The sequence below is a fragment of the Bradyrhizobium sp. CCBAU 45394 genome (assembly GCF_028128655.1).
GTDB lineage: Bacteria > Pseudomonadota > Alphaproteobacteria > Rhizobiales > Xanthobacteraceae > Bradyrhizobium > Bradyrhizobium diazoefficiens.
This window is the reverse complement of the sequence record NZ_LBIX01000168.1, coordinates 70,700-86,380: the sequence shown is the minus strand read 5'-3', so window position 1 is coordinate 86,380 and position 15,681 is coordinate 70,700. Positions and strand designations below refer to the sequence as shown.

Annotated in this window: 17 protein-coding genes and 1 tRNA gene; 14 read left to right on the top strand and 4 right to left on the bottom strand. The window is 64.8% G+C overall.

The window, feature by feature from the left end; genetic code table 11:
* Positions 1-41 precede the first annotated feature (41 nt).
* The 10 genes from WN73_RS25420 (at position 42) to WN73_RS25375 (ending at position 11,063) form a co-directional block, all read left to right on the top strand.
* A complete protein-coding gene (locus WN73_RS25420) occupies positions 42-1,055 on the top strand; it encodes a hypothetical protein (RefSeq protein ID WP_231166507.1) in 1,014 nt (337 codons plus the stop codon).
* A 201-nt stretch (positions 1,056-1,256) separates the two neighbouring features.
* Positions 1,257-1,619 carry a hypothetical protein gene (locus tag WN73_RS25415; RefSeq protein WP_028171418.1) on the top strand — a complete coding sequence of 121 codons (363 nt, stop codon included), beginning with the start codon at positions 1,257-1,259 and terminating at the stop codon, positions 1,617-1,619.
* A gap of 147 nt (positions 1,620-1,766) precedes the next feature.
* A complete protein-coding gene (locus tag WN73_RS25410) occupies positions 1,767-2,924 on the top strand; it encodes a thiolase domain-containing protein (protein ID WP_028171419.1) in 1,158 nt (385 codons plus the stop codon).
* Positions 2,924-3,313, top strand: coding sequence for a Zn-ribbon domain-containing OB-fold protein (locus WN73_RS25405; protein WP_028154920.1), 390 nt, complete (start codon positions 2,924-2,926; stop codon positions 3,311-3,313). Before WN73_RS25410 ends, WN73_RS25405 begins: the two co-directional genes overlap by 1 nt.
* Before the next feature lie 222 nt (positions 3,314-3,535).
* On the top strand, positions 3,536-4,396 hold the full coding sequence (locus tag WN73_RS25400) for a MaoC family dehydratase (protein WP_028171420.1): 861 nt from the start codon (positions 3,536-3,538) through the stop codon (positions 4,394-4,396).
* A 124-nt stretch (positions 4,397-4,520) separates the two neighbouring features.
* Complete coding sequence (locus WN73_RS25395) at positions 4,521-5,399, top strand: SDR family oxidoreductase (RefSeq protein ID WP_028171421.1); 879 nt, start codon at positions 4,521-4,523, stop codon at positions 5,397-5,399.
* Between the two features lie 104 nt (positions 5,400-5,503).
* Positions 5,504-6,457, top strand: a complete 954-nt coding sequence (locus WN73_RS25390) for a dihydrodipicolinate synthase family protein (protein WP_028171422.1) — start codon at positions 5,504-5,506, stop codon at positions 6,455-6,457.
* A 4-nt stretch (positions 6,458-6,461) separates the two neighbouring features.
* Complete coding sequence (locus WN73_RS25385) at positions 6,462-7,256, top strand: NUDIX hydrolase (protein WP_028171423.1); 795 nt, start codon at positions 6,462-6,464, stop codon at positions 7,254-7,256.
* 79 nt (positions 7,257-7,335) lie between these two features.
* On the top strand, positions 7,336-8,250 hold the full coding sequence (locus tag WN73_RS25380; RefSeq protein ID WP_028171424.1) for a DMT family transporter: 915 nt from the start codon (positions 7,336-7,338) through the stop codon (positions 8,248-8,250).
* Between the two features lie 125 nt (positions 8,251-8,375).
* Complete coding sequence (locus WN73_RS25375) at positions 8,376-11,063, top strand: PAS domain S-box protein (RefSeq protein WP_011088084.1); 2,688 nt, start codon at positions 8,376-8,378, stop codon at positions 11,061-11,063.
* Here WN73_RS25375 and WN73_RS25370 read toward each other — a convergent pair whose 3' ends face one another.
* Positions 11,064-11,417: a GrlR family regulatory protein gene (locus tag WN73_RS25370; protein WP_028171426.1), complete on the bottom strand. Its 354-nt coding sequence runs from the start codon at positions 11,415-11,417 to the stop codon at positions 11,064-11,066.
* A 260-nt stretch (positions 11,418-11,677) separates the two neighbouring features.
* On the opposite strand from WN73_RS25370, the gene WN73_RS25365 reads away from it, so the two are divergent.
* On the top strand, positions 11,678-12,175 hold the full coding sequence (locus tag WN73_RS25365) for a hypothetical protein (protein WP_011088082.1): 498 nt from the start codon (positions 11,678-11,680) through the stop codon (positions 12,173-12,175).
* Between the two features lie 57 nt (positions 12,176-12,232).
* Here WN73_RS25365 and WN73_RS25360 read toward each other — a convergent pair whose 3' ends face one another.
* The gene (locus tag WN73_RS25360) at positions 12,233-12,619 is read right to left on the bottom strand and encodes a VOC family protein (RefSeq protein ID WP_028171427.1); all 387 of its coding nucleotides are present in this window, start codon (positions 12,617-12,619) and stop codon (positions 12,233-12,235) included.
* A gap of 182 nt (positions 12,620-12,801) precedes the next feature.
* On the opposite strand from WN73_RS25360, the gene WN73_RS25355 reads away from it, so the two are divergent.
* From WN73_RS25355 to WN73_RS25345, 3 genes are all read left to right on the top strand, one after another.
* Entirely contained in the window at positions 12,802-13,368 is a 567-nt protein-coding gene (locus WN73_RS25355) for a hypothetical protein (protein ID WP_038967079.1), read from the top strand.
* 162 nt (positions 13,369-13,530) lie between these two features.
* Positions 13,531-14,079 (top strand): hypothetical protein, encoded by a 549-nt coding sequence (locus tag WN73_RS25350; protein WP_028171428.1) that lies wholly within the window; start codon positions 13,531-13,533, stop codon positions 14,077-14,079.
* 151 nt (positions 14,080-14,230) lie between these two features.
* Positions 14,231-14,307, top strand: a tRNA-Arg gene (locus tag WN73_RS25345).
* Positions 14,308-14,373: 66 nt separating this feature from the next.
* Here the strand turns inward: WN73_RS25345 and WN73_RS25340 are convergent.
* Both WN73_RS25340 and WN73_RS25335 read right to left on the bottom strand, forming a co-directional pair.
* Positions 14,374-15,336 carry an AraC family transcriptional regulator gene (locus tag WN73_RS25340; protein ID WP_028171429.1) on the bottom strand — a complete coding sequence of 321 codons (963 nt, stop codon included), beginning with the start codon at positions 15,334-15,336 and terminating at the stop codon, positions 14,374-14,376.
* 146 nt (positions 15,337-15,482) lie between these two features.
* Positions 15,483-15,656, bottom strand: a complete 174-nt coding sequence (locus WN73_RS25335; protein ID WP_011088072.1) for a zinc ribbon domain-containing protein — start codon at positions 15,654-15,656, stop codon at positions 15,483-15,485.
* Positions 15,657-15,681: the final 25 nt, after the last annotated feature.

Sequence of the window (15,681 nt, the reverse complement as noted above, 5' to 3'; positions counted from 1 at the left end):
CGGCGGGTGATGCGGTCGTGCGCTATGCGGAGCGACGATCGATGTCATTGCGCGGTGTCTTGATTGTATTGGTCGCCGTTGGCGTATTGGCGGCCTTGGGGATGTACTGGAATCAGCATGATATCGAACGTGTCATGCGTGATGGCTACGGCACCACGGGCAAGATCACGTCCGCTGAAGTCGTCTCGACGCGATTTCCGTTCGTGTTCGACGGGTTCTGGCCCCGCTATGTCGACGAAAATCTGTCGATCGGATTGCAATGGATCGGAAAGGACGGCGTTCGGCGCGAGCGCAAGGGCATCGCGGTCAGCGCCGCCTATGCGGCGCGCATCACGGTTGGCAATCAGCTCAAGCTCCTGACGGTCCCCATTCAGGCCGTTGACGATGATTCATCGCTTCCTGTGATCGTCGAGGATATCGACGATCATCTGAGCCATATCCGGTCCACGTCCAGATTTATGGCGGCGGGAGCAGGTATCTGCGCCGTGATGCTGGTGCTCGTGATCGGATGGCAGGCATGGTCGGCGCGTCGAAGCGGGGCGGGGAGTACCGCAATCGCCGCCGGATCGCGGCGGCCCTTTCCTTTCATCCTCGGGATCTTGGCCGCTGTGATGCTTCCATTCGGCGGCTACATGCTGGTGACCTCCTATTTCGAGCAAAGCACGTTGAAGGAGATCCTCGACCACGGCGATGAAGCCACCGCCGATATTACGCGTGCCTACGGTGAAGTGAACAAAGCCGGCGACGCGCCGAGCTATCTCGTTACGCTGGCGTGGACCGACAAGTCCGGGCAGCGGCAAAGCTACGGGCCGACCCATATCAGCCCGAGCTTCTGGCAGAAGATCACGCGCAACGGCGTCCAGACGGTCAGGCAGACCAGGATCCGCTATCTCTCAGGCAGGCCGGATGCGCGGCCTCTGATCGTCGACGACGCGGCCGAAGCCCAATACCAGAACAGTTTTGGCGTGAAGGGCGGCGCGGTCTTTCTCGTCTTCGGCCTGATCCTGGCCGCGGTGACCGCGTTCCGCTATCGCGCGCGTCCGAGCGCGGCTTGATCGCAGGAGAGGGACGTCGGTTGGGTTAGGCAGATCCCCCTCGCGATTTCCTGTTTGATATCAATCGCCGTTCTACTGTGCATGGGGTTGTTTTCGTACAACGGGTTCTTTCGATAAAACGAAAATCGCTTGTGCCGTCGGGCAAAACACCTTTAGGATTCTGCCTGGCTGGAGCGGCGACGTGAGGCTGTCCGCGCTGAAATGGACCTGTGGTCGAATATGGATTTTGCTTGGCGCATCGTGACGTGCCTGCCGCTTACCGAGCTTTGGAACAGCGAAGGTCTGTTGGATGTCCGGCCTGACCAAAGAGTCGGCGCGGCTGAGATCGAGCTGCTTCTGCGGGACGGTGCGAGTTTCGTGGTCGCGGACGTTGGAAAGCCGTTGCGATGGATATCGGCCGCCGACCGCTTTTCGTTCTGGAAGACCGAGGTGAAGGGGCGGCTGATAGCCCGGGACGCTGATTGCTTCAGTCTCGGCGACTATCCTGACAGTTACTGCTACGTCGCGACCGCTTGGAGCGGCACGGCGCCGATGCCGATCATTGTTCTAGAGATCCACCATTGACGGGGCTGTGATCGACGGCGGGGCAATATCGCCCACTTGCGCCCACCTGCTGCCCTCTCGCCCGACGGAATATTTCCGCGCTTGCCAACAGGGCCAGTGCGGTTCAGAAAAACGGGGCAATAAGAAACGCGAGCGGAGACCTCTGTTTTGACCATCAAGGGCAAGGCCTACATTGCCGGGATCTACGAACACCCGACCCGGCATGCGCCGGACAAATCCACCGCCCAGCTCCACGCCGAGGTCGCCAAGGGCGCGATCGAGGATGCCGGGCTCAGCAAGGACGATGTCGACGGCTATTTCTGCGCGGGCGACGCGCCCGGCGGCGCCTGGCCGATGGTCGACTATCTCGGCCTCAACACCAAAAAGCTCCGCCACGTCGATTCCACCGAGACCGGCGGCTGTTCCTACATCATCCATCTCGGTCATGCCGCGGAAGCGATCGCGGCGGGCAAGTGCTCGATCGCGCTGATCACGCTCGCCGGGAAACCGCGCACCGGCGTGATGCCGCCGCGCGCGGCCGGCGCGGAAGCCGATTTCGAGTCCGCTTACGGCGCGACCACGCATAATGCCTATGGCATGTGTGCCATGCGCCACATGCACGACTATGGCACCACCAGCGAGCAGCTCGCCTGGATCAAGGTCGCGGCCTCGCACCACGCGCAATACAATCCGCATGCAATGCTCAAGGACGTCGTCACGGTCGAGGACGTCTTGAACTCGCCGATGATCTCCGATCCCTTGCATCGCATGGATTGCTGCGTCGTCTCCGACGGCGGCGGCGCGCTGATCGTGACCACGCCCGAGATCGCCAGGAGCCTGAAGAAGCCGCTGGTCAAGCTGATCGGCCATGGCGAGGCGATGAAGGGACCGCGCGGCGGCAAGGATCTCGATCTCACATACTCCGCGGGCATCTGGTCCGGCCCGCGTGCGTTCGACGAAGCCGGCATCACGCCGAAGGACATCAAATACGCCTCGATCTACGACAGCTTCACCATCACCGTCTTGATGCAGCTCGAGGACCTCGGCTTCTGCAAGAAGGGCGAGGGCGGCAAGTTTGTCGCCGACGGCAATCTGATCTCGGGCGTCGGCAAGCTGCCGTTCAACACCGACGGCGGCGGCCTCTGCAGCAACCATCCCGTCAACCGCGGCGGCATGACCAAGATCATCGAGGCCGTCAGGCAGTTGCGCGGCGAGGCGCATCCGAAGGTGCAGGTCAAGAATTGCGATCTCGCCATCGCCCACGGCACCGGCGGGCTTTTGGGTGTTCGCCACGCCGCCTCGACGGCCATTCTGGAGCGCGTGTAATGAGTGAAGCGAAAAAGTATCCGGCCCCGGTGACGAACCCCGAGACCGCCGCGTTCTGGGACGCAGCCAAGCAGGGCAAGTTCATGATCAAGCGCTGCACCGCGTGCGGCGAAGCGCACTACTTCCCGCGCTCGATCTGCCCGTTCTGTTACTCCGACAAGACGGTGTGGGAGGAAGCTTCGGGCGAGGGCACGATCTACACCTGGAGCCTGATGCGGAAGTCGCCGACCGGCCCTTACGCCATCGGCTACGTCACGCTGAAGGAAGGCCCCTCGGTGCAGACCAATTTCGTCGATTGCGATCTCGAGAAGCTGAAGATCGGCCAGAAGGTGAAGGTGGTGTTCAAGCCGACCGACGGCGCGCCGCTGCCGTTCTTCACGCCGGCCTGATGCGCTCTACCCATCCTACGAATTCTTCCTTCCCCTCTTGTGGGGGAAGGTGGCGCGAAGCGCCGGATGAGGGGTATCGTTCCGCGGAAAGACTTTCGATGCGGAGCTAACCCCTCACCCAAACGAGTTTGCCGCACGGTTCTCGTGGCCCTCTCCCACAAGGGGAGAGGGCACATTAACGAGCGCCGCTGCTCGCTAAGAATGCCGGGAGGAAACCAAAAAATGTCCGCCAGATATAAAGAACTCAAAGGCCTGAAAAACATCGGCCAGAAATACGCCTACACCGACCGCGAGGTGATGCTCTACGCCTACGGCATCGGGCTCGGTGCCGATCCGATGGACGAGAACGAACTCGCCTTCGTCAACGAGGGCACGTTCACGCCGCGGCCGCTGAAGGTGGTGCCGACCTTTGCTTCCGTCGCGGCGTGGGGCTCGGGGCCGGGCGAGATGAACCTCAACCGCGTGATGGTGGTCGATGGCGAGCGCGACATCACCTTTCACCAGCCGCTGCCGGTGGCCGCGCACATCACCGCCGACTCCTCCGTGCTCGAGGTCTACGACAAGGGCAAGGACAAGGGCGTCGTCATCAGCCACCAGACGGTGCTGAAGAACGAGAAGGGCGAGAAGCTGGCGACGCTGGTCGCTTCGCGCTTCGCCCGCGGCGACGGCGGCTTTGGCGGGCCGAACCTGACCCAGCCCGATCCGCACAAGATCCCGGCGCGCGCGCCCGACAAGACGATCGACATCGTCACGCGTCCCGACCAGGCGCTGGTCTATCGGCTCTGCGGCGACCGCAACCCGCTGCACAGCGATCCCGAGTTTGCGAAGAAGGCCGGCTTCCCGCGCCCGATCCTGCACGGCATGTGCACCTACGGCATCACCTGCCGCGGCGTGCTCCAGACTTATGCCGATTACGACGCCTCCGCCTTCCGCCAGCACGTCGCGCGGTTCTCATCCCCGGTCTATCCCGGCGAGACCGTGACCATGGACCTCTGGAAGGACGGCAACACGATCTCGTTCGAAGCCAAGGTGAAGTCACGCGGCGTCACCGTGATCAAGAACGGCAAGACGGTGCTGGGTTAGCTGCCTCCGTCATTCCGGGGCGCGCGAAGCGCGAACCCGGAATCTCGAGCTACAACCTCCGGATTCCGGGTTTAGCGCTGCGCGCTGCCCCGGAATGACGATAATAAAACAGGGAGAAGCCACCATGGGACTACTCGACGGCAAGGTCGCGCTGATCACCGGTGCGGGCGGCGGGCTCGGTGAGGCCTACGCGAAACTGTTCGCGCGGGAAGGGGCATCCGTCGTCGTCAACGACCTCGGCGGCCCCCGCGACGGCTCCGGCGCCGACAAGTCGATGGCACAGCTCGTGGTGGACGCGATCAAGGCGGAAGGCGGCAAGGCGGTCGCCAACGGCGCCGACATCTCCACCATGGAGGGCGGCCAGTCGGTGTTCGACGACGCCATCAAGCACTTCGGCCGCGCCGACATCCTCGTCAACAATGCCGGCATCTTGCGCGACCAGACCTTTGCCAAGGCCTCCGAATCCGACTGGGACAAGGTCATCAAGGTGCACCTGAAGGGTACCTTTTGTTGCACCATGCCGGTGTTTCGCTGGATGCGGGAAAACGGTGGCGGCGTCATCGTCAACACCTCCTCGACATCAGGGCTGATCGGCAATTTCGGGCAGACCAATTACGGCGCGGCCAAGGGCGGCATCTGGGGCCTGTCCAACGTGCTGGCGATCGAGGGCCGCAAGTACAACATCCGGATCTGGACGCTGGCCCCGGGCGCCCTGACCCGCATGACCGCAGACCTGCCCCGCTATAAGGAGAACCCCTCGGCGGCGCTCGGGCCGGACGGCATCGCGCCGGCCGTGCTATACATGGTCAGCGACTTGTCGGGCGACCAGACCGGCAAGGTGTTGGGCGTGTCCGGGCCCCGCGGCGTGCGCGAAATGCGGATGATGGAAATGGAAGGCTGGAAACCGCCGCACTCGGGCTGGAATGCTCAGGACATCGTCGATCATGCCAAGGAGATCTTCTTCTCCGAGGAGCAGATCAAGATGGGGGCGCGGCGGTTTTAGCCGTTGTTGTCGTTCCGGGGCGGCTCGAAGAGCCGAACCCGGAACCTCGAGATTCCGGGTTCGCGCTGCGCGCGCCCCGGAATGACAGAGAAAGAGAGAGACTGATGAAACTGACCGCCGAGGCCAAGGGCACCTTCGCAATCGCGCCGACGCCGTTCCACGACGACGGCCGGATCGACGAGCGCTCGATCGACCGCCTGACGGATTTCTACGAGGAGGTCGGCTGCGATGGCGTCACGGTGCTGGGCATCCTCGGTGAGGCGCCGAAGCTCGATGCCGCCGAGGCCGAGCAGGTCGCGGTTCGCTTCGTCAAGCGCGCCAAGAAGATGCAGGTGATCGTCGGCGTCTCCGCGCCGGGCTTTGCCACCATGCGTTCGCTGGCGAAGGCCTCGATGGATGCAGGCGCGGCCGGCGTGATGATCGCGCCGCCGCCCTCGCTTCGCACCGACGACCAGATCGTCGGCTATTTCAAGCAGGCGGCGGAAGCCATCGGCCCCGACGTGCCGTGGGTGCTCCAGGACTATCCGCTGACCCTGCAGGTGGTGTTCACGCCGGCGGTGATCCGCAAGATCGTCATGGACAATCCGAACTGCGTGATGCTCAAGCACGAGGACTGGCCGGGCCTGGAGAAGATCACGACGCTGCGCAACTTCCAGAAAGACGGCTCGCTTCGCCCGCTCTCGATCCTCTGCGGCAATGGCGGCACGTTCCTGGATTTCGAGATGGAGCGCGGCGCCGACGGCGCCATGACCGGCTATGCCTTCCCCGAACTTCTGATCGACGTCGTGAACCTCTCCAAGGCCGGCAAGCGCGATGCGGCGCATGATCTGTTCGACGCGCATCTGCCGCTGATCCGTTACGAGCAGCAGCCGGGGGCCGGCCTTGCGGTGCGCAAATACGTGCTGCAGAAGCGCGGTATCATCGCCTCCAGCGCGCAGCGCAAGCCGGGCGCCACCATCACGGCGACGGCGAAGGCCGAGGTCGAGTATCTGCTGTCGCGCGTTGCCCGCGTCGACAAGCGCGCCAATCTTGGCCCGCAATCCAGCGCTGCAGGTTAGGTAAATGGCCGAGACATCAGCATCACGCCCGGCGTCGACGATCCTTCTGCTCCGTGATGGAACGGAGGAGGTGGAAGTCTTCATGATGGTCCGCCATCATCAGATCGAGTTCAACTCGGGCGCGCTGGTGTTTCCCGGCGGCAGTGTCGATGCCGGCGACAACGAGATCGTCGCCCGCGCCGACCTGTATTCGGGCGGCGAGGGCCTGAGTGAATCGGACCGCGGCTTTCGTATTGCCGCGATCCGCGAAACCTTTGAAGAGAGCGGCATCCTGCTGGCGCGGTCGAAGGACACGGGCACGCCGGTCGATGCCAGGCGTGCCGGCGAACTCGCCGACAAGCATCGCGTCGCGCTCAACGAGCACAAGATCTCGTTCCTCAGCATCCTCGCCGACAACGGCCTCCAGCTCGCGCTCGACACGCTGGTGCCCTACGCACACTGGATCACGCCCGAGGGCATGCCGAAGCGGTTCGACACCTGGTTCTTCCTGGCCGCGGCGCCCCCGGACCAGCTCGGCGCGCATGACGGCCGCGAGTCGACCGACTCGATCTGGGTGTCGCCGCGCGAGGCGGTGGAGGGCGGGGAGAGCGGCCGCTTCAAGCTGCCGTTCCCGACCACGCGCAATCTGATCCGGCTTGCCAAGCAGGGCAGCGTGGATGCCGCGCTGGAGCACGCCCGCGGCATGTCCATCGTCACGGTGATGCCAGTGATGACCAAGACCGAAACCGGCCGCCAGCTCCGCATCCCCCGCGAGGCCGGCTATGACGGCGAGGTGTTCGAGGTCGGCGCGGTCGGCTGATACACTTCGACACGCAGCGAAGTATTGACGCTTGCGGGCGCGCTAGGTTCCGTCCATCGCGGAATGGACGGAGCGCACAATGGACAACCGGCAGGACACCAACATCGCCGTCGAGCTGGCGCTGCTCGTCGCGCTCGCAACGCTGTGGGGCGGCTCCTACACCTTCATCAAGCTCGGCGTCGCCACCATTCCGCCGATCACGCTGATCGCGGCGCGCACCGCGATCGCCGGCCTGCTGCTGCTCATCGTCATGCGGGCGCGCGGCATCAAAATGCCGACGGATGCCGCGACCTGGCAGCGCTTCGCGTTCCAGGCCGTGCTCAATAGCGTCATCCCCTGGACGCTGATCGCTTGGGGCGAACACCATGTCGATGCCGCGCTCGCCACCATCCTCAACTCGGCCGGGCCGATCTTCACCTTCCTGCTTACGGCGGTCGTGACCCGCCACGAGGCGACGACACCGCGAAAGCTGTTCGGCGTGGTCGCCGGCATGGCCGGCATCCTCCTGATTGTCGGCGTCGATACCGTCCACGACATCGGCAGCGGCATCATTGCGGAGGCCGCGATCGTCGCTGCCACCATCTGCTACGCCTGCGCCGCGATTTTCGGCCGCAGCTTCAGGGGCCTCGACCCGATGGCGCCCGCCGCCGGCTCGCTGCTGGCGGGCGCGGCCGTCCTGATCCCGGCCTCGCTGGTTGTCGAGCAGCCCTGGACGCTATCGCCGTCGCTGAGTTCCGTGCTGGCGCTGTTCGCGCTCGCGGTGTTCTCGACCGCGGCGGCGTTCGCGATCTATTTCCGGCTGATCCAGACCCTGGGCTCGGTCGGGACCATCGCGCAGGCTTATCTGCGCGTGCCGATCGGGGTCGCCATCAGCGTCGCCTTCCTCGGCGAAACCCTGAGCCGGACCGCCTGGATCGGGCTGGCCTGCGTGGTTCTCGGCGTTGCCGCCATGACGATCCCGGCCTGGCGGCAGGCGAGCGTCAAAACGTCATAAAGCCGGCGAGGAGGGCGGGGCGAGAACCACGATATTAAGGATATTCCGAGGCGGGAGGCAGGTTCCCCCGGGCGTGCAATACGTCGTATATTGGGCTTCCAACAGCCCGGTCCCTCAACGCACCAATGTCCGCCGACTTGACGCCGCCCCCCGAGAAAAAGCGAATCTTCTCGCTGTCCATCGGCCAGCTTACGTTCGGAAGCTTCATCCTGGTGCTGGCGGTGATCATCGTCACCTCGACGGCGAGCGTGATCGCGATCCGGCACATCGACACGACCTTCGCCGAGTTGCAGCGGCTCCAGAGCGTCGGCGACCTTGCCGAGGACATCGACCGCCGCATGAACGAATTGCGCCTTGCCGCGCGCGACTTCGTCACCGATCCCGGCGCCGGGATCCAGTTCAAGCAGGTCGGTGAGGCGGCCTCGACGCTCAGCGACATCCTGAAGAAGACCCGTATCGAGCTCGCGCCCGAGCAGCAGGACATGATCGACGGGGTCACCGAGCGCCTTGCGACCTATCGCAACGGCCTCGAGCGGATCTCCACCCTGATCGACCGCCGCGCCCAGCTGCTTGCCGGCCTGCCGCCGCTGCGCGACCAGTTCGACGCCGCGGTCTCCGGCACCGCGGACCGCGAGCTCGCCTCCCGCCTGTCCGAGGCGCAGAGCCGGATCGCGCTCGGGCTGCTCGCGCGTAATCCCTCCGCGGCCGAGCAGGCCGCGCAGAACATGCGGACGATGGACATCGCCGACGCCAAGCTCCGGACGGCCGTGAATGATTACGCCGAGGCGATCATGGCGGTCGCCGTCCGGGAGCGGCAGATCGCCGACATCGACCGCGAGGTGCTGGGCACCGAGGGCCGGCTGATCGGCCGCGTCACCGAATTGCTGCGCGAGGTCAGCGCAAGGCGCGGCCATGTGCTGTCGCGCGATTTCGCCCGCACGCTCACGGAGGCGCGGTGGCAGAGCATCGTGCTCGGCAGCATCGGCGTGCTGATCGGCATCCTCGCGGCCGGCTTCGTGGTGCGGCGGACGGTACGTCCGCTGGCCCAGATCGCACGATCGATTCGCGCGCTCGCGGCCGGCCAGAAAGACACTTCGATCCCGTCCGCCGACGTCGACAACGAGATCGGCGACATCGCACGCGCCGCCGAAGTGTTCCGCCGCGCGCTGGAAGAAGCCGACACCGCGCGCGAGGCGGCGGTGCGCGCGCTCACCGAGCAGCGCCTCGCCGAAGAGAGCTACCGGAAACTGTTCGAGGGCTCGGTCGACGGCATCTATGTGACGACGCCGGCCGGCGACCTCCTCAACGCCAATCCGGCGCTGGCGCGGATGATGGGCTATGATAGCCCGCAGCACCTCATCGACAGCATCAACGACATCGCCCATACGATCTACGTCCACCCCGAGGCGCGCGTCGAGTATCAGCGGCTGATGCATCGCGACGGCATGGTGCGCGAGTTCGAGTACCAGGTGCGCCAGCGCAGCGGCGACATCCTCTGGCTTTCCGACAGTGCGACCGGCGTGCGGGACGAGCAGGGCAAGATCATCCGCTACGAGGGCACGCTGCGCGACATCACCGACCAGAAGCGGGCGGAAGACGCCATCGCCGAGGGCCGGCGCCTGCTCCAGCAGGTCATCGATACCGTGCCCGCGGTCATCAACGTCAAGGACCGCGACCTGCGCTATGTGCTGATGAACCGCTACATGGCCGGCATCTTCGGCATCGAGCCTGGCGATGCGCTCGGCCGCACCACCGCGGACCTGATGTCGCGCTACGGCGCGGCCAAGACTGACGAGAACGACAAGCGCGTGCTGAGGCTCCGTAAGGGGCTCGGCTTCTACGAGGAGGAGTACAAGGACGCCTCCGGCAACATGCGCCAATGGCTTGTCAACAAGCTGCCGCTGCTCGATGCCGAGGGCGAGATCGAGCGGATCGTCACGGTGGCGCTCGACATCGGCGAGCGCAAGCGCGGCGAGCAGGAGATGCGCAAAGCCAAGGAATCGGCGGAGACCGCGCTGCGCAATCTGCGCGAGACCCAGGCCTCGCTGATCGAGGCGGAGAAGCTCGCCGCGCTCGGACGGCTGGTCGCCGGCGTCGCTCACGAGGTCAACAATCCCGTCGGCATCAGCCTGACGGTCGCCTCCGCGCTGGAGCGCAAGACCGCGATGTTCACGTCCGAGGTCGAGCGCGGCGAGCTCCGCCGCTCGACGCTCAACGAGTTCCTCAACACCAGCCGCGACGCATCCTCGCAGCTGGTCTCCAATCTCAACCGCGCCGCCGAGCTGATCCAGTCGTTCAAGCAGGTCGCGGCCGACCGCAACTATTCGGACCAGCGCAGCTTCGATCTCGGCGACCTCACCGAGCAGGTGGTGATGAGCCTGCGGCCGGGCCTGCGCAAACACAATCTGACGCTCAACGTCGATTGCCAGCCCAACCTGACCATGAACAGCTATCCCGGCCCGTACGGGCAGGTGCTGACCAACCTGTTTCTCAATTCGGTGGCGCACGCCTTTCCCGACGGGCGTCCGGGGATCATCGACATCCAGGTGCGCGAGTCCGGCAAGGACAATGTCGAGATCATCTTCTCCGACAACGGCTGCGGCATGTCGCTCGACGTCCGCCGCCGCGCCTTTGATCCGTTCTTCACGACGCGGCGCGACCAGGGCGGCACCGGACTCGGGCTGCACATCGTCTACAGCATCGTCACCAACCGGCTCGGCGGCCGGCTCGATCTCGATTCCGAGCCGGGCGGGGGCACGCGCATCCAGATCATCCTGCCGCGCACGGCGCCGCTCGAGCAGGCTGCGGAATAGCTAGTCGACTTCGGCGAGCTTGTGCAGAGTAGCGCCGAAAATCAGGCTGGCCTTGCCGACGAGCGCCGTTCCCGTCATCTCCGCGCGCGTGTCCGTGTAGGTCCCACTGACGCCGATGCCGACCGGCGCCGGTCCGCCGAACAGCGGATTGTCGTCGCCCCGCGGTGAGGTGTGCCGCTGCACCAGCACCTCGCCTTTGAAGGAGTGGTCATCCTTCACCACGTAGCTGCCGGTGTAATAGAGGTAGGCATCGCCGCCAAGGATCTTGCCGTCGCGGAAAAGAATCACGCCGCTGCCCTTGCCCGCTCGACCATCGAGCAGGTTCACGTGGATCGAATAGAGGCCGTTCTTCATAACGTCCCGCAGGCCGGCCGCCATCGCCCAATGGCGTAACCGGTAGAGCTTTTATGCCAAAGCACATCCCCTCGCGCAACGCGGCAGTTTGCCGGCCGGCCACGATAGCCGGCGGCCGCGAGCCGTAGTTGTCCCGGCTTGTTTGTGACGCGGTTATGACGGTCTCATCATGAGGCGAGGCCCGTCGTTGCGAATCAAGTTGGCCCGCGAAATGCATAACCATTGTTGCACTGGCCGCGGGGTGCTGGAGCAAGACAAACGTGAGCAACTGGATCGATTCCGGCGGCGATCAGCCGCGTCTGTACAGTGCGCGTCCCACGAATTGCAAAAGCGAACGACGGCGGATAGGCAGCGCGGTACGCTGGCGAAGCGTGACGAAGCTGGCATGCGCCTCGGCCTTGATCGCGCTAGCAGCCCCCTTCGGGCACGCCCGTGACCGCGGCCAGTTCGTCAACACCAATGCGGATTTGAAGGCCTGGTTCGACGGCCTGCGAAGCGGCAAGGGGCCGTGCTGCTCCGATGCCGACGGCTCGGCGCTCTCGGACACCGACTGGGACAGCAAGGACGGGCACTATCGTGTCCGCGTCCCGCGCTATGGCTACGCGCTCGAGGGCCAGAAGCAGGAACTCGTCTGGGTCGACGTGCCTGAGGAGGCCGTGATCTCGGAGCCGAACCGGGTCGGGCGTACCATGGTGTGGCCGATCTACGGCTATATGGGCGTCACCATCCGCTGCTTCATGCCCGGCAGCATGACTTAGCTGCGCCAGGCGGCACGCCGCCCGGTCTCGCTGATGGCCGATGTGGCGTGCGCCGCGTCAGGTGTATTTCTTGTCGCGCTCGAGCAGCTCGACGGAAATTCCTTCGGGGCCACGGATGAAGCAGATGCGCACGCCGGGCCGGATCGTCGTCGGCTCGCGCGTGAACGTGACGCCCTTGGCCTTGATCTCGGCCGCGACGGCGTCGATGTCCTTCACCGTGAGTCCGAAATGATCGAGGCCCTGGTGCGGATGCGGCGGCGGCGGACTGACGGCGTTGTCACCCTCGAGCGGTGCGATGAAGATCCTGGCACCGCCGAGGTTCACGTCGATCCGTCCGGGCGCGCGCACGATCTCGCCACCGAGGATGTCCCGCAGCCAGGTCGCCGTGGCCTCCGGATCGGGGCTGCGCAGGTGGACGTGATCCCAGGTGACGGCGATTGGCATTTCATGTTCTCCCAACAGGGTCTTTCGATATTGCGGCGCATGTTAGCGACCCCAGCCGGTGATCGCCACCGTCCTTGCCGACTCGCTTGAAGCGCGGGAACCTTAGTTCGTCTCCCGGATTAAGGTAAGCAGTGGCCCAGTCCGCCGTCGAACCTTCTGCGGCCACGATCGGTGATACAGCCATGAGCGCAGGGCTTGAGCGGGTCGGGTTGGGACGCTTCGCCGCCATTGGTGAGCGCACGGCGCGGGTCGTGACGGTCGCGAGCGTATCATTTGGCCGAAGCATTCTGTGGCTGCTGGCCGCCATCATCGTGGGCTGCGGCGTCTGGATGCTGCTGCCGCTCTCCAAAGGCAACAGCGCTGAACCGGTGAAGCCGGAGTTGGCATCCGTCGAGATGGCGCCTTCGGGCGATGCGGCAGTTGCGGTCACGCCGGGGTCCGAAGCCCAGGCTGCGGCAGAACTCGACCGTCTCAGGATTTCCTCCCAGACCTGGCGCCGCGGCGGCCTTGGCTCGAAGGCGCTGGTGACGTTCACGCTGCGAAATGACAATGACTATGCCGTAAAGGATTTGGCGATCGTTTGCGCGTTCGCACGGCGCGACGGCAGTCATCTCACCGACCGCAGCCGCGTTCTGGCCGACACGGTCAGCATGAAGAGCCGCAAGACCTTTGCGCGCATCCCTGTCGGCTACGTCAACGTCAATGCCGATCAGGCGAAGTGTTCGCTGGTTGCAGCCCGTCGCGCGTAAAGGGCGGCATTTTCGGGTAGCGGAAAAGTTACCCTTACCGGGCCTTGGCAGAAAAACCTGGGGTTGCCATTTGAACCAAAGGGCTGGGCCAGGAACCAATTATAGTATCGCCTGTTAAGGCGGAGTGCCCACGCGGGGATTGCGGGGGGCGGAGCGCGGCCAATGCCCATCTTTCGGTATTTCATGTTTGTCGGCGGAGCGTTGCTCGCACTGCTGTTTGCGGTGAACTTCGTTGTGCCGGCCTCGCCCGTGACGCCAGTCGTCGCGACCGCAAGCAATGACCAGCCGTTGATCCGGATCCGGTCCGATCGGCACCTGCCTGAGCGCGTCGTGCTCGACACCACCCAGCCGACGATTGCCCCGCCCGCGATGAAGACCGCAGCCGCAGCTGTCGTTGCGCCTCAGCCGCCGGTGCAGGATGTCGCCTCGGCGGCGCTCGCCGAGATGTCGGCCAAGGCGCGGGTGCGCGAGACGTTCGCCCAGTTCACGCCGGGCTCGAAGGCTGATGCCGTTGCAGCCAAGAAGACGGCTCAGGCCCAGGCGGAGGTACCGGCTGCATCTTCGCCCCGGGCTCAGCCCAAGCGCAAGATCGCAAGGGCGCATCCGGCGCCGCAGTATTATGGTGGGCCACAGTTTGGTGGGCCACAATACGGCCGGCCGATGATGGTGGCCCAGCAGCCGCATTTCGGCCTCTTCAACACGACCTGGTGAGAGCGCCTCTGACCCGTCTCGAAACGAGACGGGAAGGGCTTTTTATTGGCCAGCCTCTCTGCTAATTCGAACGCGTCCGAACGCCGCCGGTACGCTGGTTCGCCAGCAACGGTCCGGCGCTTCTCGGTTGCGGCCCAATACCCGGGCCGGGGCGCTCGTAGCTCAGCTGGATAGAGCATCGGATTTCGATTCCGAGGGTCGGAGGTTCGAATCCTTCCGAGCGCGCCAGCCTTGATGTTCCGGATATGTTCCGAAGTGGCGTCGATGCCGGTCAGCGTCGCACGGCTTGCGGCGTCAGCTTGTCGGAAGCCCGATCTGCCGCCCCCGCGCCAGCGTGTCCGAGGGCGCCTCGTGGAAGGTCGCACGGTAGGCCGCGGCAAACTCGCCCATGTGATGGAAACCCTGGGCGCGTGCGCAGGTGGCAACGGTGGCGCCGCCGCCTTTCAGCAGCCGGGCGCGTGTCGCCCATAGTCTCTTCAGGCGGATGTACTGGTGCAGGCTCATGCCGCGCACCTTGCTGACTGCGCCGCCGAGCGTCCGGATCGAGACGCCGAACTCGCCGGCGAGGTCGGCCGTATAGATCGGAGCGGTCGGATAGGCCGCGACGTATTCGTCGATCCACTGCACGAGCTTGGCCGACCGCCCGCCCTGGACCGAGGTGCTCCGCTCCGGTCGCGCGTCGATCCGAAACAAATCGTCGAGCGCGAGCAGCAGGCCTTCCTGGAGATGGGCGGCGGCCTCGGTGGTCTCGAACAGGAACGGCTGCACCGACGCGGTTCGCAGGATGTCGAGCAGGAGTTGCCGTGTGTGCAGCAGGGCCGGCCGGTTCGCGACATAGGCCCGCAAATCGTCGGCATGATCGAACCAGCCCCGGTCTTTCAGGCCTGGAGAGAAGATGATCATCGCATGATAGTTCGTGCGGGGTTCGACGAAATGGCATTCGTCGTTGCCGCGGAGCGCAACGAAGAAGCGCGCGTCGAGATCCATTCCCTTGGAATTGACCAGAAGGTCGTCGGTCATCGACAGGATCACCATCCCGCCCGGCATGCGATAGGCGGTGTCGAGGATGCGCGCGAACGATCTCATCACGATGATGCGGCACGCCGGCAGAGAGACGACGGCGCGAGCGGCCGCGAAGTTCGGGACGTCGAGCGGAATGCTTCGAGCGTCCTCCATCGACTCGATCGGCCGAAAGGCATCGACATCGGCAAAGTCGATCAGTTGAAGCGCGGAGGACGGGGCGAGGGCGTCGAACATGCGTCTGGCCGGCTGCTGCAATGTGACAATAAAATGAACGTCGGTACATCGCCATCAATGGCGAAACATCGCGCTTCAGTAAACCGGATTCCGGGCCGTAGTATTGCGGACATCATGCCAAGGCGTCCGTCAGATCATTGTCACCGTCAACGTTCCCGGTTCATCGGTTGGCCGGAGGCGAGGTCGATGAAATGGATGCGCGTGCAGGCGGGGCAGACGAAGGACTCGAAGCTCCGTCCCTCCGGTATCTGCTGCTTCTCCAGATGCGTCTGCACATTCATGCCCGTCTGGGGGCATCGAAAAACAATCAGGTCGGCCATCGTCGCAGAATGTCGGCGCGGCGAA

What these genes read in the sequence shown, in the direction of transcription:
- WN73_RS25420 (WP_231166507.1), top strand. Translation starts at nt 42, where the DNA reads ATGTCATTGCGCGGTGTCTTGATTGTATTGGTCGCCGTTGGCGTATTG.
- WN73_RS25415 (WP_028171418.1), top strand. Translation starts at nt 1,257, where the DNA reads ATGGACCTGTGGTCGAATATGGATTTTGCTTGGCGCATCGTGACGTGC.
- WN73_RS25405 (WP_028154920.1), top strand. Translation starts at nt 2,924, where the DNA reads ATGAGTGAAGCGAAAAAGTATCCGGCCCCGGTGACGAACCCCGAGACC.
- WN73_RS25400 (WP_028171420.1), top strand. Translation starts at nt 3,536, where the DNA reads ATGTCCGCCAGATATAAAGAACTCAAAGGCCTGAAAAACATCGGCCAG.
- WN73_RS25395 (WP_028171421.1), top strand. Translation starts at nt 4,521, where the DNA reads ATGGGACTACTCGACGGCAAGGTCGCGCTGATCACCGGTGCGGGCGGC.
- WN73_RS25390 (WP_028171422.1), top strand. Translation starts at nt 5,504, where the DNA reads ATGAAACTGACCGCCGAGGCCAAGGGCACCTTCGCAATCGCGCCGACG.
- WN73_RS25385 (WP_028171423.1), top strand. Translation starts at nt 6,462, where the DNA reads ATGGCCGAGACATCAGCATCACGCCCGGCGTCGACGATCCTTCTGCTC.
- WN73_RS25380 (WP_028171424.1), top strand. Translation starts at nt 7,336, where the DNA reads ATGGACAACCGGCAGGACACCAACATCGCCGTCGAGCTGGCGCTGCTC.
- WN73_RS25375 (WP_011088084.1), top strand. Translation starts at nt 8,376, where the DNA reads ATGTCCGCCGACTTGACGCCGCCCCCCGAGAAAAAGCGAATCTTCTCG.
- WN73_RS25370 (WP_028171426.1), bottom strand. Translation starts at nt 11,417, where the DNA reads ATGAAGAACGGCCTCTATTCGATCCACGTGAACCTGCTCGATGGTCGA.
- WN73_RS25360 (WP_028171427.1), bottom strand. Translation starts at nt 12,619, where the DNA reads ATGCCAATCGCCGTCACCTGGGATCACGTCCACCTGCGCAGCCCCGAT.
- WN73_RS25355 (WP_038967079.1), top strand. Translation starts at nt 12,802, where the DNA reads ATGAGCGCAGGGCTTGAGCGGGTCGGGTTGGGACGCTTCGCCGCCATT.
- WN73_RS25350 (WP_028171428.1), top strand. Translation starts at nt 13,531, where the DNA reads ATGCCCATCTTTCGGTATTTCATGTTTGTCGGCGGAGCGTTGCTCGCA.
- WN73_RS25340 (WP_028171429.1), bottom strand. Translation starts at nt 15,336, where the DNA reads ATGTTCGACGCCCTCGCCCCGTCCTCCGCGCTTCAACTGATCGACTTT.
- WN73_RS25335 (WP_011088072.1), bottom strand. Translation starts at nt 15,656, where the DNA reads ATGGCCGACCTGATTGTTTTTCGATGCCCCCAGACGGGCATGAATGTG.